This window comes from Roseomonas acroporae, from assembly GCF_023223525.1.
Taxonomy (GTDB): Bacteria; Pseudomonadota; Alphaproteobacteria; order Acetobacterales; family Acetobacteraceae; genus Roseomonas_E; species Roseomonas_E acroporae.
Genome location: NZ_JALPRX010000101.1, coordinates 1 through 23,238, shown reverse-complemented (window position 1 = coordinate 23,238; position 23,238 = coordinate 1). Strand labels below are relative to the sequence as shown.

Below are 23,238 nucleotides of genomic sequence, written 5' to 3'. Positions count from 1 at the left end.
GTTCTCCCCGTCGCCTCCGTCCAGTTTCCCATGGCGCCCGACACCCGGCACCACGCCTAGCGGAAGCGTCCGCCGCGGCCGGCGCCAGCTCGTCGAAGCCGGCGCAGGGGCAAGCCTCGGCCGCGACACAATACTGGCAGGGTGTGGCCGCTGCCGGCCGAACTGCGAAGTCGGCCGCCGCGGCGCCAGCTCAGATTGTCACACCTGGGCGTCAACGTGGGATGCGCGCCTAAACCGGCACTCGCGTGCCGGTCCTATCTGCTTCCAATACCAAGAGTAACTTTTGAAAGCTCCTCCCAGCCACCCTTTTTAAGAAACTATAACTTTGCTTCCGCTTTCATAACAAGATCATCGATATCTTGGCCCAGACGTTCAGCAAACTCATTTGGCAACTTCAAAACTGCCGCCACGTAGGAACTCACACGTTTGGCAAACTGCCGAGCACGAGGCGCGAGGAATAGCCTTCCTACCCGCAGATCGGCAGCTTCGTTCGTGTCCGCAAGATAACGCAAACTAATATCCCGCAAAGGAAAGCATGCATTCCTAACTTGGGTGGGAGATTCCAACATGCCGCGCACTAGCTGCACGAAGAGAGGCCAAGCTATCAGAGAAGATTCCTGTTCCAAAGGGGAACCATTAGCAGCGATAAGGTCGTGCATTCTTTTTAGTAGTTCAATGTTCTCGTGACCACCCCAAACATAGTATCTCAAAGCAGTCGAAAATTCCTTTTCATTGTCCGCAAGCTCTATGATGTTACGCAAATCACCAATCATAACCGCCACAAGGATAGAAACAGCAAGCACAATTTCGGCAAAAGTAGCCATATGCAACGGCTTTGCGGGATTTAACTCGCCCTTATTTTTGCGGCAGCTGGCAATTAGTCGCCTGAATGCTTTTGGGGCATCAGCACACAACGGAACCTCATAGTTGATTCCATCAAAAATCTCCAAAATTGCGGGATTCTTTAAAGCGGTCTCCCTAACTCGATGCCAGTTTTCTATATCACCAGCATAGGACTTCAGAATTTTATACTCGGCGCTTGCTGCAGATGCATAACCGTCGAAAGCATCAGCTCCAAATATCCGAACCTTAAGCTTTCGCGCGGCCAAACGATGAGCACGCTCAACTGGCTTGCCCATCAACATAAAACCTTCGTCACCACCAGTAAACGTTAATAGTCCGGATAACCAAAGAGCTCTTGCGAAGGCAGGCCCACCCACACTTTTGCAATCGAACAGGGTTCGACCTACGGTTCCATCAGATCGCAATCCCACTCCAAGAACATCGATATCGGTTAGCCGCTTTGGAGAAGCGGATAGTTCTACTCCACTTAGAACATCAACCTCCAAATACGGTATAAAGCCTGCTGACACACAGAAGCGGAGAGCTTGTGCTTTAGCGCCTACATCCTTGTCGGTTCTGGCCATCACACAAGCCTCAGAGTGAGTTGATCCCACTGTTCTTTCGCAGCAGCGCTAGGGGCGATTTTCTTCCTTTCCTTCATTCCTTTGCTGCCCAGAACGGAACTGACATACTTGTCATCCATCTGCAAAAGAGCTCTAGCTTCTTGATCCATTCGCATATCGACTTTAGTTTCTTCTCCTTGAGCCAAGTCGATTGCGACTTGAACTGCCTCAATATTCTCCTCAGTCTTTCGCAACCAAAACTGGTGCCACCACGGCTTTGTCTCCTTAAAGTAGCCGATATTGAAAGTTCCTGCTACCTTGCCGTATTGTGCTCTGGCCTCCGTATTAGCTCCCAAGTAACCGTCCCTCAAAAAAGCTTGCAACAAAACAGCAGGTTTTCTAATGGGGTGAGCGAAGGGCAGAAGCTGGCCTTTTCTGACTGCTGCCAACAAAGCCATTGCCCGCTCATATATGTCCCTTTTGCCTGGCGAAAGGCGCGCAGCCCCAGGCCGCGGAGTAAACAAAAAAACCTCGCTTTGCTTGCCAATCTCAATTGTGGGTGGCTTCAGCATGTTTTCGGAGGCCAGCATTTGAATAAGATCAATTTGAACGGGTGTAAGAGGACGTCCAGCAACTTTCTGTTGAGATATGATCATGCTAAGCGGCCAACCTTGATGGAGGCGTATGACTTCCATCACATCGGCGAACTCGGAACTTCCCACTTTTGCTATCAGGTCAGCTAACCCCTGATTGTTATCAGCAAAGTAGACAGGACTTGTAAGTACAGTTTGCCCTCGAACACGATGGTTCGAAATTAACCCACTCTGATTTCCAATCATCAGGCAGCGATCGAGCAGAGAACTCTCCATACCGAGTTTACTGAGAAGTCTATCTTTGTTTTCGGGCTTCTTTTGTAACTCCGCCATGATAGCGACCATAGCTTGTTCAGTTTCAGTTAGACTAGAGGAAGCCGAGTATGCGCCGATCGTATCGTAAACGTTCTCGAAATAAGGAACCTGTGGGTCGATCTTGGTTATATTACGTCCACTCTCATACAGCCGCACCATGCCTGCCTCGCTGAGAATGCGCAGGACTGGCTTTAGTGCAAGCGACGGGATATTGAACAAACTGTCTGAAACTCTAACCAAAACTGCATATTCTATCTCTGGCAACCCCCTGAGTTGGACAGCTAGCGAACCCGCCATCCCAAGCAGTCTAAGTTCGTCGAAATCACTTACTTCATATGGACCAATGCCCGTTTGAATATCGCTCGCATACTCAGCCAGCTCTTTCCCTACTATAGCCACCAACAACGCTCCCCAATTGACTTCTTGCAGCTGATCAGCGCGCTCGTGGAGCAACGCCGCGATTCTGCGTTGCATCCTGCACCAGCTTGTCACGCCGGTGCACCTTTGCCTCTCGGGTTTGCGAAGCAATCAACGCCTTTAGGGCCGCCTGCATCGCGTGACTGACGTGTTCAGGGCCATTCCTCCGCATCGAATCATTCCAATCACTACCTCGGTCCCCGGCGGGAAATGACGGCACTGCGGCAATACCGCCCACTGCCGCCGCGGCAGCTTCGGCCTTCTCCTTCCCGACGTTCGGCAGCGGCACCGCCCGCCTCGGCAAGTGGTGGTCGTTGTCCCCAGCGATGATGATGGGCCGCGTTGGGTCGGCCACCCGGTATGCCTTCGCCACAGCCACTAGGTTCCCGGCGTTGAAGGCCACGGCCACCGGTAGCCCAGTCGCCTCGTGGAGTGTCGCCCCCGTGGCGTATCCCTCTGCCACCAGCAGCGGCATCCCCGGCCCCGGCTGGCCACCGATCAACGCGTGCCCGCCCTCAGTTCTGGCCCCTTTCAGGAACAGCTTGGACCCGTCCACGTTCACCCGCTGCACCCCCCAAAGCCGCCCGTCCACTCCCTGCACTGGCACCAACAGCCGGCCGCGCCTGTCCTGCCGCAGCCCGTGCGCCTTCACGCCCTTGGCCGCGAGATAGGGGTGATTTTTGGCCGGCGCTGCCGCGGCCCATAGGCGGTGCGCCATCCTTGCCGCCCGCTCTTGGGTGTCGTGTCGCTCGCGCGCCCGCTCCACGGATCTGGCCACGGCCTCGGCCGCGGACGCCGCCCGCTCGGCCAGCGTCATCTGTACTACCGGCCGCTCGGCCTTCCAGCGGATCTCGGTGCCGGTCTTATGGTTGCGGATGTAGCCCGCCGGCCAACCGTCCAGATGCCCGACGTAGGTTCCTGACTTCTGCCCCTTCCGGTCCCCCTCCACAGGAACCCTGTGCATCTTCCCATCCATCTCCACCGGTCCAGCGACGCGCAGCCCGGCCCGGTGCAGGGCCACGGCGAAGTCCGCCGCGGCATCAGCCTCGGTGAAGCGCGGCGCCGCACGCTGTCCCGGAGCTGCGGCGGCGCGCGGGGAGGATGGGGGGATAACCGGGGACGGCGCGGGGATGGCCTGAGACAGCGCCGCGAGGCTGGCGGGGGCCTGTGCCCCGTCGCGACCCTGGCGCAGCCCCTGGACCGCCTGGGCCTGGGCGGGCTTCGGACCCCTGCCCTGCCCCATGCCCGCTAGGACGGCGCCGCGCTCGTCCAAAGCAAGCGCCAAGCGGTCCGTGGCCGCGGCCACAGCGCCCTCCTCGCGCCTGCGCTGCGCTGCTCGCCGCACGCTCAATCGTAGCGACCCGTTCCTTCCCGCCGCCGTGCGCTGCCAGTAGGCCGCCGCGTCCACCGGCCGCGCCTGATCGTCCTGCTTCGGCTGGGGCGCCCGGTGCCGCTCGATCGCCGCCCGGCTGCGCGCTTGGTTGTCCGCCGCCCGGTCGCGCACCGCCCCCGCCTCACCCTCGGCCCGCCGCCGGTCCTCCTGCCCACGATGCTGCAGAACGGTCCCGCCGGCCCGCCGCAGCCGGTCGGCCAGCTCGCGCACCGCCTGCCAGCGGGCATCGAACGCCTGCCGCAGCCGCTCCACCGCCTGGCTCACCGCCCGGCCGTCGCGCCGGTCGCGGAGCTGCGCTCCCAGCGTCGCCCGCGGTTCGCCGGCCGCCTCCCGTGCCTCGGCCCGGCGGAAGCCGGCCTGCATGGCGTGCGCGGCGCTGCGGCCGACGTCGCGGGCGCGGTCCATGAAATCGAGCGCCGACGCCTTCGCCGGCTGTCGCGCCAGATTCCGCGCCACGTTCTCCCACACGTCGCCCTCGCCCACCGGCCGGGCATCCCCCAAGGCGCGGCGCACCATCACCTCGCGCCGCTCGGCCCCGTCCGAGGTGATGAGCCAGGCGGAGTCCTTATGCCGGCTCTCGGCCGTGTAGCCCTTAAAGCCCTGCACCCCCGCCGATCCCGCCGGCATGGCGTTGATGTGCTCGCTGCTGGTGATGCCCTGGGCGGCGTCGATGGTCAGCACGTCGCCCGGCGCCAGCCGCGTGCGGCCGTTCTTCTTGTCGGCCAGGCTTTCCCACGACACCGCGCCGTCGCGGCCCGCGGCCGTCCGCAGCACGATCCCGTCCGCGTTCACATCGCGGACTTCGAGCACGCTGCCGTTGTTGCCGATGTTGCCCCGGCCGCCGTCGAAAAACCGGGCGTTGAGGCGGTCGAACAGCCGCACCCGGTCGCCCGGTGCCAAGGTCAGGTTGTAGGTGGCGCCGGCCTGGTCGGTCGCGCGAATGCTGAACACGTCCGCCCCCAGCTCGCCCATCGCCCGGCGTTCCTCGCGCAGCGCCAGGGCTACGGCGCGGGCGTCGGCGTTCGTTGGCGCCGTGACGCTGATCGAGAACCCCGCATCGCCGGCGTTCGCCTCGCGCCGCTGCCGCCACAGCTCGGCCACCCGTCGCACGGCGTCGTCGTAGCCCCCCGGCACCGCCTCGGCCGTGCCGTCCGCGCGCTTCATGGCCAGCGCCTCGGCCGCCTTGCCGTCGCGGAACAGCCCGGCGATCTCGCGCTCGCGCTCGGTGCGCTGCCGGCGCGTGGTGAGGATTTCCGGCACCGCCTCCGATCCCAGCGCCCGGCGCATCAGGTTGACCACCGGCCCGGCCTCGATGCCCTGGCATTGCTTGTCGTCGCCGACCGCGACGATGCGGAACCCGTGCTCCGCGCGCAGCCGCAGCAGCTCCAGCATCTGCCGGGCACCCACCTGCCCCAGCTCGTCCACCACCACCACCGTCCGTGGCCCGATCGAGAGGCGACCGGCACGAACCCCATGCAAGAAGCCCGTGAGCGCCGCGACATCCCCTACCCCGGCCTCCTTCAGTGGCTCGGCCTGGCGCCAGGCGATGGCCACGCCCACCACGTGGTCGCCCTGCGCCTTCCAGGCATCCACCAGCGGGCGCAGCAGGGCGGTCTTGCCCGCCCCGGCCACGCCCACCGCCACGCCCACGGCGCCGCCCGTGCCGAGGCGCACCATGGCCGCGTGCTGCGCCTTCCCGTGGTCGTCACCAAAGTCCAAGCCGCTGCGCTCCACCGCGGCAGCCAGGGCAGCGGGGGACAGGGCACGGCCGCGATCCGCCGCGGCGGCCTTGGCCAGGGCCACGGCCTCGCCTTCCTGGGCGACGTGCAGCGCCGTCGTCACCCGCACCTCGTCGCGCTCGCCCTCCCTCCCCCACACCAGCCCCGTGAGCTGGCCATCCTGGCGCACCCCGCGCTCGCGCATGGCCCGCGTCAGGGCGTCCACGTCCGCCCGGCCTCCGTCCGCCCCCGGCGTCATGCCGGCCGCGATGAGGGCGCGGGCCGCCGCGGCGCGCAGGTCCGCCCCGTTGAGGACCGAGGCGCGGGAGAACTCGGCTTCGAGGAAGGGCAACGCCGCTTCATAGGCAGCTTCCAGGCGGGCCGCCCGGCTCTGCTCCCGTGGCGCCCCGGCGCCTTGGCGTCGTGGCACCACGACGCCGCGGTGCTCCCAGCCGACGGCCGCGGCCTGGCCGCGCCAAGCGGCGAAGTCGCTGAGGTCGTCCTCCTTGTTCTTGCGGGCCGCCTTCGTGCCGCCCTTGAGGAAGTCCACCTGCATGTCCGGTGTCATAGCGTCCCAATCGAGGCCGCGCTTGGCTGCCTCCGCCCGCGCCGCCTCGGTGCCGTCGCGGGTGCGCTTGCTGAACGCCTCGCAGACCGCCTCCGGGATGGCCGGCAGCCTGGCCATCCCGGTGCGCTCCTCCAGCTCCACCGCCACCCCGACGCGCCGCAGGTTCGCGGCGATCTGCGCCTGGTAGAAGGCACCGAACTCGTGGATGCGCCCGTGCGCGGCCTTGAGGTCCAGGGCGCCCAGGTGACCGCCATCCGTCAGAACCAGGTTGGGCACCGCGCAATGGGTGTGGAGCTGCGGATCGCCGGCCCCGGAGGGGTCACGGTCGGGCCGTAGGGTATGCAGCTCGGTCGTCACCTCGCCGGTTTTGGGGTCGAGCCGCTTCACCTCGGCGGTCGCCCGGGCCGTGAAGTGCTCGAAGCCAATCCAGGCGACGTGCCCGGCCTCGGTGCCGCCCATACCGGCCTTGCCGCGGCGGACCTGGCCGATTTCGCGGGACACGTAGCGCAGCGAGGCGTCGACCGCGTCTCGGTGCGCCTGGAGGATGGTCGCCCGCTCGGCCTCGGTCGGAGCGAAGGCCCATGCCAGGCTCACGCTCTTGGGGGCGGAGAAGCATAGGTCGATGTAGCTGACGCTGCGCGTGGTCGCGGCCTCGTTCGTCACCAGCTCGTCCCCGTCGGCGCGCCGGCCGGCGAGGATCTGGCTCACCTGTTCGACGGTCGGGATGCCGTGCGGGTCGATCCCCAGCGCCGATGCCAGGCCGGGATGCATGTCCCGCCGCGGCTGCGGCCGGGTGCCTCGGCGCGGCGCTTCCGGTCCCGGCTCGCCGTCCGGTCCCTTCCCGGCCCCCAGCTCGGCCGCCCGGTTCCGGGTGTAGTAGTCGCCCATCGCCACCGCCTCGGGTGATAGCGTCTCCTCCATCAGGTGATCGGCCATCGCCCGCGCGCCGCCGGGAATGACGGTGGCTGCGCCCTTGCGGAAGGTCAGCACCCGGCGGACCTGCTACTGCTGTGACGCCGGCCCCGGTCGCTGGCCGGCAGGGGTCCCGTTATCATCCACCGACCTGCCGCCGGCCGCGGCCTCGATGCGGTGCAGGACCTCGGTCTGCTCGTCCAAGCGCTGCACGATCTGCGTCAGCAGCCCCGGTAACGGGCTCTCGCCGGCCTCTTCGGTCGCCGCCTCCATGATCGCCTGCAGCATTTCGGTGTGGGTGCCCTGCGTCTCCACCATCATCCGCAGCCCCTGGGTCAGCGTTTCAACGGTGTCCCGGAGGCGGGCCAGCTCGGCGGCGATGGCGTCTGACAAAGCAACGTCCTCGGTATCGGTGGTCGGGCGCCACCTAACCATCTTCAGCGGGGATGAGACCAGCACCTTCTAGGGTGCAATGGTCTGTAGTGACCTTCTCTACTCCCCTCCCCCCGTCTCTTGTGTCCTGTTTATCTCTTCCTTGTGCCTCTCATGTCTCCTCAGCGGGTAACTCTGTCTGTTCCTGTCTGTCTTTGTCCCTTCGTCATGCCTTCGACGTCCCCTCTATGTGTCTTAAACGTCTCTTAGTGGTGTCGAACCGGTGCCTTATACGTATCTAATTGGGAACGCGGGGTTGCACCTATGGGCTCCCTTGGGCCAGGATTCCGAGCAGTTGCAACTACGGATGATCGGCTTGGCGGACTCTTCCACCCCACCCGCGACCAAGATGGCGCAGGAGGCATTCGGCCAGCTTCCGGGCCGCTCTCCCCTGCTCGGCTGGATGCGCCAACACCATGCCCTGATCACCGAGCGGATGAACACGGTTCGGCCGAGTTGGGACAGCATTGCCCGCACCCTGGCCGACCTGGGCATCCGTGATGCCAACGGCGAGCCGCCAAAAACGGAAGCGGTGCGGCGGGCCTACCATCGCGTCACAGGCGCCCTGAACGCTAAGGGACAGCGACGGCGACGGTCCAAGGCGGAAATGGCCGTGGCGAAGGCTGGAGCTTCCCGCACGCCCGCAACCGCTCCCACAGCCGCCCCAACGCCTCCTCCACCCGTCGCGCCTCCTGCCCTCGCAGCGGCACCTTCCCCACCAGTTCGCCCGGCCTTTGATCCGACCGAAGGCGCCTTCGATCCGAAGCCGCCCCCGCGGTTCAAGCCAGCGTCCCTGAAATGACCAGAGTACCAGCCATGAAGAACACCCCGTCCGTAGCGCCCCAGCCCGACCCCTCCCCCACGCCTAGCCCTCGTCTATTCGGCCGGGCCCGCTCGATTGAGGGCGAGCGGGAGATCCCGGTCGGACCGGCGGCCCGTCCTCGCGACGGCGCCGCTGCAGCCCTGCCCACTGTGCCGGCCGTAGACCTCGGGGACGGTCCCAAGGCGCTGTTCGTCATGGGGCCGGGCCGCAGCGGTAAGACCACGCTGCTGCGCTACATCCTGGAGGAGGCCCGCTCCGGGCAGCCGGCCCCGATCGCCGCGGCGCTCGATCCGCAGAACCGGTCGCTGGCCACCTTCGTCAACGACGTGGCGCAGCCCGATACAAACGATCCCACCGGTGTCGCCCGCTGGGCAGAAGAATTGCTCGGCTTCGTCATGACCGAGAAGCAGAGCGCCCTCCTCGACATGGGCGGCGGCGATCTGAGCATGGGCAAGCTGCTGGAGGACGTGCCTGACCTGGCCGGCAGCCTGGAAGAGGCCGGCGTGCATCCAGTCGCGATCTACACCCTATCCCCACGCGTCGATGATCTGAGCGTGCTGGCCGGCTACGAGGCGCAGGGCTTTCAGCCCAAGGCCACGGCGCTGATCCTCAACGCCGGCCTGGCCGACCCCACCATGCCGCGGGAGGACGCCTTCGCCCGCGTGCTACGGCACAGCGCTTTCCGGGCCGCCGTGGAGCGCGGGGCGGTGCCGATCTGGATGCCGCGGCTGGATGCGGGCGTTGCAGCCGAGATCGAAGGCAAGCGGCTCCGCTTCGGCCAAGCGCGCGACGGCCAGGCCCCGGCCGACCAGCCCGGCGCCATTCTCGGCCCGTTCGACCGCTCTCGCGTCCGCAAGTGGATGGCGGACATGGCCGCGTCCCTAGTGCCGATCCGGTCCTGGATTCCGTGAGCACGACGACTGCGGCGGCGCCCTCGGACCCGCGCGCAGCGATCGGCCGCGCGCGGGCCGATCTGCGCCTCGCGGCCTCGAAGGCGCAACTGGAGGGCGACCCGCTCGGCCCGGTTCTCGAGGCCTTCGGGGCCAGCCTCGGCGCCATGGGCGAAGTGCTGGACCACGCAGAGTCTAGCCGGCAGCCGCTGGACGCTTCAGCGCAGGCCGAGATGACGCGCCAGCTCGTGAAGGCATGCCGGGCCGACTTCGTGCGCCAGGCCGGCGCGCAGTCCCGGCGTTTGGCCGTGCTGTCGGGCGCCGGGGCGGCGGTGCTGCTGCTGGGCGCGCTGGGCGGCGGCTATCTGTGGGGAAGATCGACGGAGGCGGCGGACGTGCGCGAGGCCACGGGCATTATCCGCGCCGCGCTGTCGGACGGCTCGGCCTCGGCTCGGGCATGGGCCGACGCCATCCGCCGCAATGACCTTGTAGGCCTCCTGTCGCGCTGCGAGGGGCGGGCGGTTTGGGCCGATGCCGCTGGCCGGCGGGCCTGCGCCGTGCCGCTGTGGCTGGATGAGGCTCCACCGCCGGCGGCGCCGGCGGGGCCACGCTCGTAGTGGCGGCGCCTTTCCCACGGGCGATCCGCGGGGTGGGCTCTGCACTCCGCGCCGCTGCCTGGCTGCTGCTCGCCCCGCTGCTCTACCTGGTGCGGGGACCAGCGAGGGTTTTGCTGGCCGTGATGGGCTTCCTGGGCATCGTATGCGCCTTCGCGGGCCTCCTCGGCATCCGCTCCGCACTCGACGCGGGGCAACCGCTCTGGGAGGCGCTTGGCATGATTTGGGGTGGTGGGGCTGTTGGGATGCTCTGCCTTGGGCTGCGCGCGCGCATTTCCCGCATGTGGAATGACTATGACTGACAAGCGCCAAGCTGTCTTGCGTATTACTGCTTTACGCAAGACGGCTTTGCGGTTCTAACCCCGCCCACGGCGCCTGGGCTGGGGCCGTTCCTCTAAGTCATGGCTGGATACCTGCACGCCATGCTTGGCCAGGGCTTCCGCGATCACGCGCCGCTGCGTCGTGCCCTTTTCGATTGCGAAGCGGGCCAGGGCTTCCAAGGTACCTTCCGTCATCCGGACAGACAGGACAGCCGGCTTGTCGTCGCCCTGGCGTTGGGCAATGGCCGGCGGCTGCTGCGGTGCGGCCTCGCCGGCTGCCCGTAGCATCTCGTCAGGGGAAATGGGCGGCGCTGGCCTGGTGCTCTTGAGGCCCTTCAACGGTGCGGCTCCTGTGTCTTTACGGCTTTCGTCTTTACGTCTTTCGCCTTTACGCCATGTAACTTGGCGCTCGGCGTCTTCTTCTTTCCAGTCGCTGAGGGATTGCCCGGCAGCCACCCTAGCTCCCGCAGCTCGTCGACCAGGGCTGCCGCCTCTGCTCCCGCCTTCCCAGCTGGCATCCGCCCTGAGAAGCCCATTTCCCCATAGGCCACTAGGTCAGACAGGGAGGCGGCTAGTTTTGGCAGGGTCGCTGCCTCGGCCGCAGCGTGTTTGGAGAGTGCCGTCGAGGACCGCACGCGGTTGAGAACAACACGGGCAGGTATCTCGCGGCGGGCTGCCGATGCAACGCCGGCCACCAGCTCAACGGTGCGGGCGGCCTCGGTCACGTCGCCCTCCCCCGGCACCATGGGGATCAGCACCCCGTCTGCCGCCGTCATGGCAACGGTCGCGGCACGGTTGCCGAAGCCAGCTGTGTCCACCACTACCACCTCAGCCTCCTGGGCCATCCGATGGATCAAATGGGCCAGCTTCGCCTCATCCGGTTCGTGGTGGCAGACAAAGGCGGCTCCCTCGTAGAGCCTGGATGCCCATCGGGACAGGCCGGCAGTCGGGTCGGCATCGAGCACGGCAACGCTCACCCCCCGCGCCGCGAGGGTGCCCGCGATGATCTGGGACAGCGTTGTCTTGCCTGGCCCACCCTTTGAGCTGGCAACAGTGATGATCGACATGGTGGCTCCAACCGCATGACGCCGTGCGTCAAGTTAGCAAGCGTCAATACGGCTTGACTACAACGTACGTCGCCATGCGTAAAGCGTATTACGTCTGTACACTTGGCGCTGGACATCTCAGTAGGGCCTTCCCCATCCGAGGGCATCGTGGTTGTTTAGTTTTTTAATTTATCAACCACCATGAATGTTCTCCAGGATCCCAGTATGTCAGACAGCTCTAGCCCCGACGCCAAGGCCACTGGCACCCCGGTCAAGCGCCGCCCTGGCCGCCCGGCCGGCGGTGACATGGCGCAACTGACGCTCCGTATTCCGCGCGCGCACCTGCTCGCCCTCACAGAGGAAAGCGCCCGTCGTTCGATGGAGACGGGCCGCAATGTCACGCCGCAAGCCATCATCGCAGGCATGATCGCGGCCAGCATTGCCACCAAGAACGAGAGCACACCGGCGGCGTAGAACCCTACGCCGCCGCAACAGACAAGGTCACGGACCCGTTACTATATAAATGAATTTTTTAATTTAAAAACGTTGACCGGTGGATTGGGTCGGGGTAATGTTCCTCTCAGCCGAGGCGCTTCGCTTCGGCGGTTAGAGCAAGGCGCTCCGCATGACGTTCTTCCGTTCTTCTCGTTCCTTCGGTTCCACCCGCGCCGCGATGGGCGCTAACCCACTGTCAGACGGGGAGCTAATGCAGCTCGCCCCGTCTGCCTTCGCGACAGAGGCCCATTCCTCCCGCTCCGCGCGCTACGCCTATATCCCGACAGCGGACGTAATCGCGGGTCTGCGACGCGAAGGCTTTGTGCCGGTGCTGGCGCGGCAGACCCGCCCGCGCGACGCCGACCGCAGCGGCCACACCAAGCACCTGATCCGCTTCCGCCACGAGGGTCAGGCAAGCCAGCCGCGTCGCGTCGGCATGACCTTTCCGGAAGTCGTGCTCATCAACTCCCACGATGGGACCAGCGCCTACCACGTCACCGCAGGCGTGTTCCGCCTCGCCTGCCTCAATGGGATGGTGGTGTCGGACGGGCCGGAACGCTCGGTAAAGGTGCCGCACAAGGGCGACGTAGTGCGCCAAGTGATCGAGGGCAGTTACGAGGTCCTCGGCGCCTCGCGCCAGGCCATTGAGGCCGCTGATGCCTCGGCCAGCGTCGCCCTTAATCGCGAGGAACAGAACATCCTTGCGGAAGCCGCCCGCGTGATCCGCTTCGGAGACGAGGAGGGCAACGTCGCCTCCCCAATTCAGGCGGAACAGTTCCTCACCGCCCGCCGGGCGGCGGACACGGGCGCGGACCTGTGGAGCACCTTTAACCGGGTGCAGGAAAACACCATTCGCGGCGGCCTCCAGGCTTGGGGCAGGGACGGTAACAACCGCCGGCGCCGCATCACCTCGCGCGAGGTTACGGGAATCGACCAGGACGTGAAGCTCAACCGGGCGCTGTGGATGCTGGGCGAGCGCATGGCGGCCCTCAAGAGCGCCGCCTAACCAGTGGGGGCGGGGAGCGATCCCCGCCCTTCCTTCCGCCCTTGCGTGCCACCCCGTCGAAAGCTCCGCACTATGGATTTCCACGCTCTGCCTATCCTGGGCATTTCGCTCGTACTCAATGACGACGCCGGCAACGGCCTGGCGCTCGGCACCAGTTCAGAAGATCCCGCCTACCTCCTTGCCGTGGTCGAGGATGCCGCCGGCCGCGCCATCATCTGCAACCTGATCGACGGTGAGAGCGAGGCGCTGTTGCTGGCCATGCTGACCGAACGCGCGGCCGTGCGCGCCGCCGCGGCGATCCCGCCCTATCGTGCTACACCGGGCGCCGCTGGGGGCTCGTCGTGACCGCGTCAAGGTGGTGCGGGCAGGCTTCGGCCCGCCCTCGCTGCCCCGCTCTGTGCTTCGCCGCTGGCCGCCTCCGGGCGGCCTTCTACGTTGCGGCCGGTGCCGTCGTCGGGTCATTACCGTCCGTATGGCTATGTCCCCATCCCGCTTCGCCGAGTGCCTGGAAACGATCGGCTGGACCAAGCGCGGCCTCGCACGCCGACTGAACGTGGGGCAAGCGGCGGTGCGCCAGATGGCCAACGGGCGGCACGAGATCCGCGACGACTTCGGCGGATGGTTAGAGGGGTTGGCAGCGGTCCATGCGCCGCTGTCGCCCGAGCTACGCGAGTTTTCTGACCAGATGGGGTGCGATAGGGGGGAGTGGGTGCGCTATCCCCGTGGCATACGGCCCCTATCTGACGAGGAGGCGGCGGCGCTGCGCCGCGTCGCGGAAGCGCACGCTGCGATGCCTTGGCCGCCAGGATGGCGGGGCGGCACTGTGAAGGACGATAATACAGAGTCGTAATTTGGCCGAACCTGAAAAGATCAGGTGTTGCGCTCCACTCGCCCGGCCGGCTTCGCCGGCCTGCCGTCCTCGATCCATCGATACTACCACGACATCGTAACGATATATCGCTCAGCCCAGACGTGACGCCGGCTCCCCATGTATGGGGACAGTACAGTGCCCATGCCCAAAGTCGGCCAGTGTCTCGATGATACGGCACTCCTCCACGTGGCCGCCCACGCACTGGCTGGCCATCCGCTGCAATTCCGATCGCAGCGCCTCAAGGCGCTTCATCCGGGCGTCCACCTCGGCGATGTGGGCCATGGCGATGGCGTGTGCTGCCGAGCAGTCGGCCCCGGGACGGTCGGCGAGGGCGAGCAGGGAGCGGATGTCCTCCATGGAGAAGCCGAGTTCGCGGGCATGGCGAATGAAGCCGAGCCGCCGGAGGTGGGTATCCCCATAGGAGCGGTGCCCGCCCTCGGTCCGGGCGGGAGGAGGCAGCCAGCCCTCGGCCTCGTACCAGCGGATCGTGGTCGCCTTCACCCCGGTCTCTCGCGACAGGTTGCCGATCGTCAGCCTCGCCATGGTGTCTCCTCGATCAGGGCCATTCCGGAGGATATGGGGATTCAGTGACAATGTTCCGCCCTGCCCCCTGGCTCGCCCTGCATGACGGACAGGAGTGGTGAGACAAGATGTCCACCCGTCACCCGATGACACCGGATTACAGAGGCGTTAGACTTGGCCCAGCATGCTCGCCCTGCCGACATCGCTGGCCGCCAGGATCCTTCGCCGAGGTCTCTCGGTGATGATGTGTGCGCTCATGCTTCTGTCCGTGGCGGTCTCGACGGACGCAGGGGCCTCGACGGTTCCGGCCCCGGCCGGGCAGGTCGAGATCGTGCTCACGAGCGGCAGCCCGGGCGACGAGCCGCTGCGGCCGGATGCCCTGCCGTGCCACGCCGCCCACCACCTATGCGGTAAGGTGACGCCGCTCCCACCGGTGCTTGCGGCCGCGGCCCCTGCCGTCGTCCATCCGGAGTTCAAGCCGGTCCCCGCACCTAACCGGGTGCTGCTGTCCGGCGTGACGGAACTGCCGCCCAGACCACCACGCGCCTGACGGAACACGCATTCCCGCTGGTCCGGCCCGCCCACCCCTGAGGGCGGCGGTACCCGGCCCGTTCGTGGTCCGTCTTTCCAGGTGCCTTCATGTCATTCAGCGTTATTCGGCTCGCGGCGGTTCTCGCCGTCGTCCCGGCCCTGGCCCTCGCGCAGGACGCCCGTCCGCCCGTGGCGTCCCTCACCGTCACCTCGCCCCAGCAGGCCGTTGAGGCCGCGCTCACCGTTTCCCCAGCCCTCCGGGGTGCCGGGGCTGCCCGGCAGGCCGTCCAGGCGGACGCCCTCCAGGCGCGGCTCCGGCCCAACCCGGAACTGAGGGGCAGTTTCGAGAACTTCGGCGGGTTCGGCGGCCGCCAAGAGAACCGGGCGTTCCGGACCCTGGAAAGCACGGTGGGCCTCGCCCAGCGCATCGAGCTGGGCGGCAAGCGGTCGGCCCGCATGGATCTCGCCGCCCGGAGCGGAGAGGTCGCGGTGCTCGACTTCACCGGCGCCCGCCTGGAGATCGCCCGCGAGGTGGTGACCGCCCTGGCCACCGCCGAGGCCGCCCGGCGGCTGGTCGGCGTGGAGCGCGAGCGCGCCCGCCTGGCGGCCGAGACACTCCGTGCCGCCCGTGCGCGGGTCGAGGCGGGGCGCGACCCGCTGCTCCAGGCCGAGCGGGCCGAGGTGGTCCGTGCCACGGCCGACATCGCTGCCGAGCGTGCCCAGCGCGAGGTGGACATAGCCCTGGCGGACCTTGCGGTCTTCATCGGCGTGCCGCGGGTCGAGATCGCCCCCCGGCAGCCCTGGTTCGACGACATCGGTCCCAATCCCGGCCGCCCGGTCCCGGCGGACCCGCTGGCTCGCCTCTCCGGCAGCCCTGAGCTGGCCCGGCTTGAGGCGGCCATTGCCCAGCAGCGGGCGAACCTGACCCTCCAGCGTGCGACCGCAGTTCCTGACGTGACCATCTCCGGGGACGTGCGCCGCTTCGGCGACAGCAACGAGACGGCCTTCGTCGCGGGTGCCTCCATCCCGCTCCCCTTCTACGACCGCAACCAGGGCGGCATCGCCCGCGCCCAGGCCGAGCTGACCCGCGCCGAGGCGGAGGCTGAGCGCGGGCGCAGCGTGTTGGTCGCCACCCTCGTCGCCGCCGAGCAGCGCCTCGCCCTGGCATGGCGCTCCGTGGAGGCGCTGCGCCGGACCGCGCTCCCCTCCGCCGAGCAGGCCGCCCGGTTTGCCACCCTCGGCTACGGCGAGGGGCGTTTCAGCTTCCTGGAGGTCTTGGACGCCCAACGGGCTCTCTCGGACACCCGCGCCCAACTCGTGGAGGGCATCCAGGCCTTCCACGCTTTCCGCGCGCAGGTGCAGCGCCTCCGCGGCGATCTCCCCGCCGTCTCCCCCCAGCCCGTGAACGCCCCGAACGGGAGTGTCCGCTGATGTTCCGCATGACCCTCATGGCGGGCGCCGCGATCGGCGGCCTGGCCCTGGCTGTCGTCTATCCGTCCATCCCCGACACCGCGCGCAGCCTCCTCGGGATGCAGTCCACCCCCGCCGGAGCCGCCCGTGCCGCTGCCCCCAAGGGCGATGGCCACGGCCACGCCGAGGGCGAAGGCCACGGTGAGGAGGGCCACATCGCCATGACGGCCGAGGGAATCGAGGCTGCGGGCATTCGGGTCGTCCCTGTCGGGGGCGGCACGCTGGTCAGCCGCGCCGCCGTTCCCGGCGTCCTCTCCGCTAGCCAGGACCGGCAGGCGCGCGTCACCGCCCGTCTTGGCGGTATCGTCGCCGAGGTCCGCAAGACCCTGGGCGACGAGGTTCGCACGGGCGACGTGCTGGCCGTGCTGGAAAGCCGGGAGGCGGCGGATGCCAAGGGCGAGTTCCTGGCCGCCACCCGGTCCGCCGCCCTGGCCGAGACGACCCTGGCCCGGGAGACCCGCCTCTGGCGCCAGCGCATCTCAGCCGAGCAGGAGTTCCTGCAGGCCCGGACCGCGGCCGAGGAGGCTCGCATCAAGGTCGACCTGGGCCGCGCCCGGCTGGCCGCGCTGGGCCTGACCGATGCCGAGATCGGTGCGCTGGCCCGTCAGCCCGCCGCGACGCTGCGGAGGCTCGAGCTGCGGGCGCCGCTCGCTGGCCGGGTGACCGCCCGCAACGCCGTGCTGGGAGCCTCGGTGGCTGCCGACGCCGAGGTGTTCTCGGTCGCCGACCTGTCGGTCCTCTGGGTCGAGCTGACCATCCCACCTCGTGACCTGCCCCTGGCCCGCCAGGGACAGACAATCATGATCACCGGCGAGGGCGATGCCAGGGCCGAGGGCAAGATCATCTTTCTCAGCCCGGTCCTGGATCCCGAGACGCGCTCGGCGCGGGCCGTTGCCGAGATCCCGAACGCGGAAGGCAACTGGCGAGCGGGCGGCTTCGCCACCGCCCATCTCGCTACCGCCGAGCAGGCCGTCGATGTCCTAGTGCCGCGCGACGCGGTGCAGGAGGTCGAGGGCAAGAAGGTCGTCTTCGTGCGGAACGAGGAGGGCTTCGAGCTGCGCGAGGTCGAGACCGGGCGCGAGGACGCGCAGGGCTACGAGATCATCTTCGGGCTGGACGCCGGAACGGAGGTCGCGATCGGCAACGCCTTCGTGCTCCGGGCCGAGCTGAGCAAGTCCGAAGCCGGGCACGCGCACTGAGGCCCGCCCGGACATGATCGGACCCATCCTGGACTTCTCCGTCCGCAACCGCTGGACGGTGCTGCTGCTGGCCTTCATCGCGGCCCTCGTGGGCGCCTGGTCGCTCACGCGCCTGCCCATCGACGCAACGCCCGACATCACCAACAACCAGGCCCAGATCAACACGCTGGCGCCCTCGCTCTCGCCCTACGAGATCGAGAAGCAGGTCACCTTCCCGATCGAGACGGCGCTGGCGGGCATCCCCGGGCTGGAGAGCACGCGCTCCATCTCCCGCAACGGCTTCAGCCAGGTCACGGCGGTGTTCAGCGAGAGCACCGACATCTACTTCGCCCGCCAGCAGGTGCTGGAGCGCCTGATCGAGGCGCGGGAAGCCATGCCAGAAGGGGTGGAGCCGCGCCTGGGGCCCGTCTCCACCGGCCTCGGCGAAGTCACCATGTGGACGGTGAACTTCGCAGCCCGCCGCCAGGGCGATGTCGTGCCGGATGGCCAGCCTGGCTGGCAGGCCGACGGCAGCTATCTGACCCCTGAGCGCGAGCGCCTGGCCACGGAGGCGGACCGCGCGACCTACCTCCGGACGGTCCAGGACTGGATCATCCGGCCGCAGATCCGGAACGTGCCGGGAGTCGCGGGGGTGGACGCCATCGGCGGCTATACCAAGCAGTACGTGGTCCAGCCCGACCCGGCCCGCCTCATCGCCCTGGGCCTGAGCTTCGCAGACCTCTCGACGGCCATCGAGCGCAACAACGTCTCCACCGGGGCAGGTTACGTGGAGCGGGGCGGCGAAGGACTCGTCGTCCGGTCCGGCGGCCGCGTCACGAGCGTGGCGGAGCTGGAGCAGGTCGTGGTCGCGACCCGTGAGGGGGTGCCCATCCTGCTCCGGGACGTTGGCCGCGTCTCCATCGGCCAGGCACCGCGGACGGGCAGCGCCAGCGGCAACGGCCAGGAGATGGTGGTCGGCACCGCCCTCATGCTCCTCGGCGAGAACTCCCGGGTCGTTGCCGAGGCCGTCCACGCCAAGGTGGACGATCTCCGGCGGACCCTGCCGCGGGGGATCGAGGCGGTTACGGTGCTCGACCGCGGCATCCTGGTGGACGCCACTATCCACACCGTCGCCAAGAACCTCGGCGAGGGCGCGCTGCTGGTCATCGTCATCCTGTTCCTGATGCTCGGGAACATCCGGGCGGCGATCATCACCGCCCTGGTCATCCCGGTGACCATGCTGTTCACCGCCTTCGGCATGGTGCGCGGCGGCATCTCGGCCAACCTGATGAGCCTCGGCGCGCTCGACTTCGGCCTGATCGTCGACGGCGCCGTCATTATCACCGAGAACAGCCTGCGGCACCTTTCCGAGCGCCAGCACGAGAAGGGGCGCCTGCTGACCGTCGCGGAGCGCCTCCAGACCGTGGCGGACAGCGCCAAGGAGATGATCCGGCCTTCGCTCTACGGGCAGGCCATCATCATCCTCGTCTACGCACCGCTCCTGACCTTCACCGGGGTAGAGGGCAAGATGTTCATCCCCATGGCGATGACCGTCATCATCGCCCTGGTCTTCGCCTTCATCCTCTCCTTGACCCTCGTCCCGGCCCTGATCGCCATCTGGATCACCGGGCGTGTGCAGGAGAAGGACGTCGCGATCGTCCGTGCCCTGAAGCGGGCCTACGCCCCCGTCCTCGGCCGCGCGCTGCGGAAGCCCATCCCCGTCATCGCGATCGGCGCGATGCTCTTCCTGGGGTCGCTCACCCTGTTCTCACGCCTGGGCCAGGAGTTCATCCCGACCCTGGACGAGGGCAACCTCGCCATGCAGGCGCTCCGCATCCCCAGCACCTCCCTGCAGCAGTCCCAGGCCATGCAGTCCGTGCTGGAGCGGCGGATCTCCCGGCTGCCCGAGGTGCAGGTCATCTACTCCAAGACCGGCACGGCCGAGGTCGCCACCGACCCGATGCCGCCGAACGCCTCGGATACCTTCATCATCCTCAAGCCGCGCGACCAGTGGCCCAACCCGTCCCTCCCGAAGGCGGAGCTGGTCCAGCGTATCGAGCAGGCTGTGGCCGGTATCCCCGGCAACGCGCTGGAGTTCAGCCAGCCCATCCAGATGCGCTTCAACGAGCTGCTGGCGGGTGTGCGCGGCGACCTCGCCGTGAAGGTGTTCGGCGACGAGTACGGCCCGATGCTCCAGGTGGCCGGGCAGATCTCCAACATCCTGAACGGCATCGAGGGCGCCGAGGACGTGAAGGTGGAGCAGGCGACAGGCCTGCCCTTCCTGGAGATCACGGTGAACCGGGCCGAGGTGGCACGTCGTGGCCTGAGCGTCGCCGACGTCCAGGCCGTGGTGGCGACGGCGATCGGCGGGCGGGAGGCCGGGATGGTCTACGAGGGCGACCGGCGCTTCGCCATCGTGGTGCGCCTGCCCGAGAACCTGCGGGGGAACTTCGAGACGCTGCGGAGCCTGCCCGTCCCGCTGCCGCCTGTGGCCGGGCGTCCTGCGGCATCGGTGCCGCTCCAGCAGGTCGCGACCCTGCGCGTGGTCGAGGGGCCGAACCAGATCAGCCGCGAGCAGGGGCGGCGCCGGGTCGTCGTCCAGGCGAATGCGCGGGGCCGCGACATCGGCTCCATCGTCGCCGAGGCCCAGGCCAAGGTCGCGGAGCAGGTGCAGCTGCCGCCCGGCTACGCCATCACCTGGGGCGGGCAGTTCGAGAACCTGGCCAAGGCGCGCGAGCGGCTCATGGTGGTAGTCCCGGCCTGCTTCCTGCTGATCCTGGTGCTGCTCTACGCGGCGCTCGGGTCGGTGCGGGACGCGCTGGTCGTGTTCAGCGGCGTGCCTCTCGCCCTGTCCGGCGGGCTGCTGGCGCTGTGGTTGCGGGGCATGCCGTTCTCCGTGCCCGCCGCGGTCGGCTTCATCGCGCTCTCCGGCGTGGCGGTACTGAACGGACTGGTGATGGCGACCTCCATCAAAGACCTCATCCTCTGCGGCCACTTGTCCCTGCGGGACGCCGTGTTCCAGGGCGCCATGACCCGGCTCCGGCCCGTGGCCATGACGGCGCTCGTCGCGTCCCTGGGTTTCGTACCCATGGCGATCGCGACCGGCCCCGGGGCGGAGGTGCAGAAGCCGCTGGCGACCGTCGTCATCGGCGGCCTCATCACTGCGACCCTGCTCACCCTGCTCGTGCTGCCCGCCCTCTACGTGCGGTTCGGGCGGGTGCAGGTCCCTGCGGCCGAGGAGTCCGTCCCCGTCGGGGCCGGGCACGCCCCGGCCGAGTGAGCGTGCCGGGAGCCGTCCTCCCGGGCGGCTCCCGGAAACTGACCAACCTTCCAGAAGGATCCAGACATGCGCAGGACCATCCTCGCCGCCATCGCGGTCGCCGCCCTCTCCACCGGCGCCATGGCCCAGCAGGGCCACAGCCACGGCGATCAGGGCCCGCACGGCGGGAAGATGCAGGACGTGGTGGGTGTCCACGCCGAGCTGCTGACCGCCGAACGGACCCTGACGGTCCATCTCTACGACGAGGCCGGAAAGCCGGTTCCCTCGGCCGGGTACACGGCTTCGGCCCTGGTCGGCTCTGGCCAGTCCCGTCAGGTGGTCCAGCTCGCCCCGGGGGCGGAGAACACGATGACCGGCACGGCGGCGACCCCCGTTGCCCGCGGGACTTCCGTCACCCTGCAGATCAAGAACCCGGCCGGGCGCAGCGGACAGGCGCGGTTCTGAGGTCTCCCTGGCCCGGGCGCCTTGCCGAACGTTGGCGAGGCGCCTGGCACCACGCCGCTCAACAGGATCGGCGGCCGAATGCACGCGGAGGTCCGATGGGACAAGGTCACGACCACGGGGCGGGCAACGCCAACTCCGCGGCACTCACGAAGGCACTCGCCCTGACGGGCGCCTTTCTGCTCGCCGAGGTGGCGGGCGCCTACGTCTTCAACAGCCTCGCGCTCCTGTCCGACGCCGCCCACATGCTGACCGACGCGCTAGCCCTGGCCGTGGCGCTCGTCGCCATCCGCATCGGCCGCCGCCCGGCGGACAGGCGCCGGACCTGGGGCTACCACCGCTTCGAGATCCTGGCAGCCGCATTCAACGCCTCGCTGCTGTTCCTGGTGGCCATCTACATCCTCTACGAGGCCTACCAGCGCTTCCGCGAGCCCGCCGAGGTCGGCACCGTCGGCATGCTGGCCGTCGCCGCCTTCGGCCTGCTGGTGAACTGGATCTCCATGCGCCTGCTCGCGGGCGGCAGCGAGAGCAGCCTCAACGTGAAGGGCGCCTACTTGGAGGTCTGGAGCGACTTCCTGGGTTCGATCGCTGTCATCGTCGGCGCGGCGGTCATCTGGGCGACCGGCTGGACCTGGGTGGATCCGGTGCTCGGCATCGGCATCGCCCTATGGGTCCTTCCACGCACCTGGACCCTCCTGTCCGAGGCCATCGACGTGCTGCTGGAGAGCGTGCCTCGCGGCATCGATCTGGATGCCGTCGAGACCGCGATGCGGGACACGCCGGGGGTGCGAGACATCCACGATCTGCACGTCTGGTCCCTGACCAGCGGCAAGGTGGCCCTGTCGGCCCACGTGGTGGTCGAGCCCTCCCTGGCCCGGGAGGACCGCCTGGAGGATGCGCTGGGCGCCATGCTGGCCGCGAGGTTCGGGATCACCCACGCGACAGTCCAGGCCGAGCTGGCGGGCGCCCACGGGGGCACCACGACGGACAACTGGGGCGCCGCGGAAGCAGGGCACCGCCACTGACGGGTGACCCTGGCGGGCGTTTCCCCAGGGCGGCCCGCAAATTCTCTCTTGAACCTCCAGCCACTGGAGGTCCCATCTCAGAAGCCGTCAGCAGGAGGTCGCTAGATGGACGGCACACGGAACGGCAGCCAGGGGCAGTCCGTGTCCTGGCGCGTGGAGGGCATGGACTGCGCCTCCTGCGTGGCGAAGGTGGAGAAGGCGGTCACCCGCCTTCCAGGCGTCAAGGACGTCTCGGTGAACCTCATCGCGGAGCGTCTGACGGTCCGGCTGGAGCCAGGCGCGTCCGACGCCACCACCATCGAGCAGTCGCTGGCAGGTCTCGGCTACACGGCTCGGCCGCTCCCGGCGAACGATGTCGTGGCTCCTGCTGACGGTCACGCCCATGCCGCGGAGGAGCGTGACCATGCCGGGCATGACCAAGCGGACCACGATCACGGCGAACATGGCCACGGCGATACCTTCGGCCATTCACATGCCGACCACGAGAATCCGGCCGATGCCACGAAGCCCTGGTACGCCACGGGCAAGGCACGCCTGGTCTGGCTGCTCGGCGCCTTGGTCCTCGGCGCCTATGCCCTGTCGCTGGTTCTTCCCGCCCGGCTGACTTACCCGCTCTTCCTGGCCGCGACCCTCGTGGCCCTGGTTCCGTTCGGCCGCCGCGCCTTCGCCCTGGCCCGGGCCGGGACACCCTTCTCCATCGAGACCCTGATGGTGACCGCTGCGGCGGGCGCCGCCGTCATTGGGGCAGCCGAGGAGGCTGCCGTGGTCGTCCTGCTGTTCGCTCTGGGTGAGCTGCTGGAGAATGTGGCGGCCGGGCGGGCGCGGGCGGGCATCAAGGCCCTGGCCAACCTCATGCCTCGGACGGCGCGGCGCCTGCGGGCGGACGGCTCCACCGAGGAGGTGCCTTCCGACCAGCTCTCCGTCGGCGACCTCGTCCTGGTCCGCCCCGGCGACCGCGTGCCCTGCGATGGC

21 protein-coding genes are annotated in these 23,238 nt (G+C 67.9%); 14 read left to right on the top strand and 7 right to left on the bottom strand.

Annotation, left to right across the window (positions count from 1 at the left end):
* Positions 1–317: 317 nt before the first annotated feature.
* Genes M0638_RS21385 through M0638_RS21370 form a run of 4 tightly spaced genes read right to left on the bottom strand, consistent with a single transcriptional unit; the run spans position 318 to position 7,715 of the window.
* Positions 318–1,427: a hypothetical protein gene (locus M0638_RS21385; RefSeq protein ID WP_230453399.1), complete on the bottom strand. Its 1,110-nt coding sequence runs from the start codon at positions 1,425–1,427 to the stop codon at positions 318–320.
* Complete coding sequence (locus M0638_RS21380) at positions 1,427–2,767, bottom strand: hypothetical protein (protein WP_248668987.1); 1,341 nt, start codon at positions 2,765–2,767, stop codon at positions 1,427–1,429. The genes M0638_RS21385 and M0638_RS21380 overlap by 1 nt, the downstream gene beginning before the upstream one ends.
* Positions 2,748–7,400 carry a MobF family relaxase gene (gene mobF, locus M0638_RS21375; protein WP_248668986.1) on the bottom strand — a complete coding sequence of 1,551 codons (4,653 nt, stop codon included), beginning with the start codon at positions 7,398–7,400 and terminating at the stop codon, positions 2,748–2,750. Before mobF ends, M0638_RS21380 begins: the two co-directional genes overlap by 20 nt.
* 12 nt (positions 7,401–7,412) lie before the next feature.
* Positions 7,413–7,715 carry a hypothetical protein gene (locus M0638_RS21370; protein WP_230453396.1) on the bottom strand — a complete coding sequence of 101 codons (303 nt, stop codon included), beginning with the start codon at positions 7,713–7,715 and terminating at the stop codon, positions 7,413–7,415.
* Between the two features lie 334 nt (positions 7,716–8,049).
* Between M0638_RS21370 and M0638_RS21365 the strand changes: the two genes are divergently transcribed.
* Genes M0638_RS21365 through M0638_RS21350 form a run of 4 tightly spaced genes read left to right on the top strand, consistent with a single transcriptional unit; the run spans position 8,050 to position 10,383 of the window.
* Entirely contained in the window at positions 8,050–8,556 is a 507-nt protein-coding gene (locus tag M0638_RS21365; RefSeq protein WP_248668985.1) for a hypothetical protein, read from the top strand.
* A gap of 14 nt (positions 8,557–8,570) precedes the next feature.
* On the top strand, positions 8,571–9,488 hold the full coding sequence (locus tag M0638_RS21360) for a zeta toxin family protein (RefSeq protein ID WP_239371124.1): 918 nt from the start codon (positions 8,571–8,573) through the stop codon (positions 9,486–9,488).
* A complete protein-coding gene (locus M0638_RS21355; protein ID WP_230453394.1) occupies positions 9,485–10,084 on the top strand; it encodes a hypothetical protein in 600 nt (199 codons plus the stop codon). The genes M0638_RS21360 and M0638_RS21355 overlap by 4 nt, the downstream gene beginning before the upstream one ends.
* A 32-nt stretch (positions 10,085–10,116) precedes the next feature.
* Complete coding sequence (locus tag M0638_RS21350) at positions 10,117–10,383, top strand: hypothetical protein (protein ID WP_230453393.1); 267 nt, start codon at positions 10,117–10,119, stop codon at positions 10,381–10,383.
* 54 nt (positions 10,384–10,437) lie between these two features.
* On the opposite strand, the gene M0638_RS21345 is transcribed toward M0638_RS21350, so the two are convergent.
* Together M0638_RS21345 and M0638_RS21340 are read right to left on the bottom strand one after the other, a co-directional pair.
* Positions 10,438–10,740, bottom strand: coding sequence for a hypothetical protein (locus M0638_RS21345; protein WP_075822881.1), 303 nt, complete (start codon positions 10,738–10,740; stop codon positions 10,438–10,440).
* Positions 10,737–11,468, bottom strand: a complete 732-nt coding sequence (locus M0638_RS21340; RefSeq protein ID WP_230453392.1) for a ParA family protein — start codon at positions 11,466–11,468, stop codon at positions 10,737–10,739. Before M0638_RS21340 ends, M0638_RS21345 begins: the two co-directional genes overlap by 4 nt.
* 204 nt (positions 11,469–11,672) lie before the next feature.
* Between M0638_RS21340 and M0638_RS21335 the strand changes: the two genes are divergently transcribed.
* The 3 genes from M0638_RS21335 to M0638_RS21325 all read left to right on the top strand — a co-directional run bounded on the left by M0638_RS21335 (position 11,673) and on the right by M0638_RS21325 (position 13,293).
* Positions 11,673–11,921: a hypothetical protein gene (locus M0638_RS21335; protein WP_126281748.1), complete on the top strand. Its 249-nt coding sequence runs from the start codon at positions 11,673–11,675 to the stop codon at positions 11,919–11,921.
* Between the two features lie 151 nt (positions 11,922–12,072).
* Positions 12,073–12,948: a DUF932 domain-containing protein gene (locus tag M0638_RS21330; protein ID WP_230453391.1), complete on the top strand. Its 876-nt coding sequence runs from the start codon at positions 12,073–12,075 to the stop codon at positions 12,946–12,948.
* 72 nt (positions 12,949–13,020) lie between these two features.
* Positions 13,021–13,293, top strand: a complete 273-nt coding sequence (locus M0638_RS21325; protein ID WP_230453390.1) for a hypothetical protein — start codon at positions 13,021–13,023, stop codon at positions 13,291–13,293.
* Positions 13,294–13,909: 616 nt separating this feature from the next.
* On the opposite strand, the gene M0638_RS21320 is transcribed toward M0638_RS21325, so the two are convergent.
* Positions 13,910–14,362, bottom strand: a complete 453-nt coding sequence (locus M0638_RS21320) for a MerR family transcriptional regulator (protein WP_230453389.1) — start codon at positions 14,360–14,362, stop codon at positions 13,910–13,912.
* A 163-nt stretch (positions 14,363–14,525) separates the two neighbouring features.
* Between M0638_RS21320 and M0638_RS21315 the strand changes: the two genes are divergently transcribed.
* The 7 genes from M0638_RS21315 to M0638_RS21285 form a co-directional block, all read left to right on the top strand.
* Positions 14,526–14,891, top strand: a complete 366-nt coding sequence (locus tag M0638_RS21315) for a hypothetical protein (RefSeq protein WP_248668984.1) — start codon at positions 14,526–14,528, stop codon at positions 14,889–14,891.
* A gap of 89 nt (positions 14,892–14,980) precedes the next feature.
* Positions 14,981–16,303 (top strand): TolC family protein, encoded by a 1,323-nt coding sequence (locus M0638_RS21310; RefSeq protein ID WP_239371387.1) that lies wholly within the window; start codon positions 14,981–14,983, stop codon positions 16,301–16,303.
* Entirely contained in the window at positions 16,303–17,541 is a 1,239-nt protein-coding gene (locus M0638_RS21305) for an efflux RND transporter periplasmic adaptor subunit (protein WP_239371386.1), read from the top strand. The genes M0638_RS21310 and M0638_RS21305 overlap by 1 nt, the downstream gene beginning before the upstream one ends.
* Before the next feature lie 13 nt (positions 17,542–17,554).
* Positions 17,555–20,800, top strand: coding sequence for an efflux RND transporter permease subunit (locus M0638_RS21300; protein WP_239406460.1), 3,246 nt, complete (start codon positions 17,555–17,557; stop codon positions 20,798–20,800).
* 66 nt (positions 20,801–20,866) lie between these two features.
* Positions 20,867–21,244: a hypothetical protein gene (locus M0638_RS21295; RefSeq protein ID WP_230453431.1), complete on the top strand. Its 378-nt coding sequence runs from the start codon at positions 20,867–20,869 to the stop codon at positions 21,242–21,244.
* Between the two features lie 95 nt (positions 21,245–21,339).
* Positions 21,340–22,266: a cation diffusion facilitator family transporter gene (locus tag M0638_RS21290; RefSeq protein ID WP_230453430.1), complete on the top strand. Its 927-nt coding sequence runs from the start codon at positions 21,340–21,342 to the stop codon at positions 22,264–22,266.
* A 105-nt stretch (positions 22,267–22,371) separates the two neighbouring features.
* Positions 22,372–23,238: cation transporter (locus tag M0638_RS21285; protein WP_248668983.1), on the top strand; the 867-nt coding region annotated here is incomplete at its 3' end.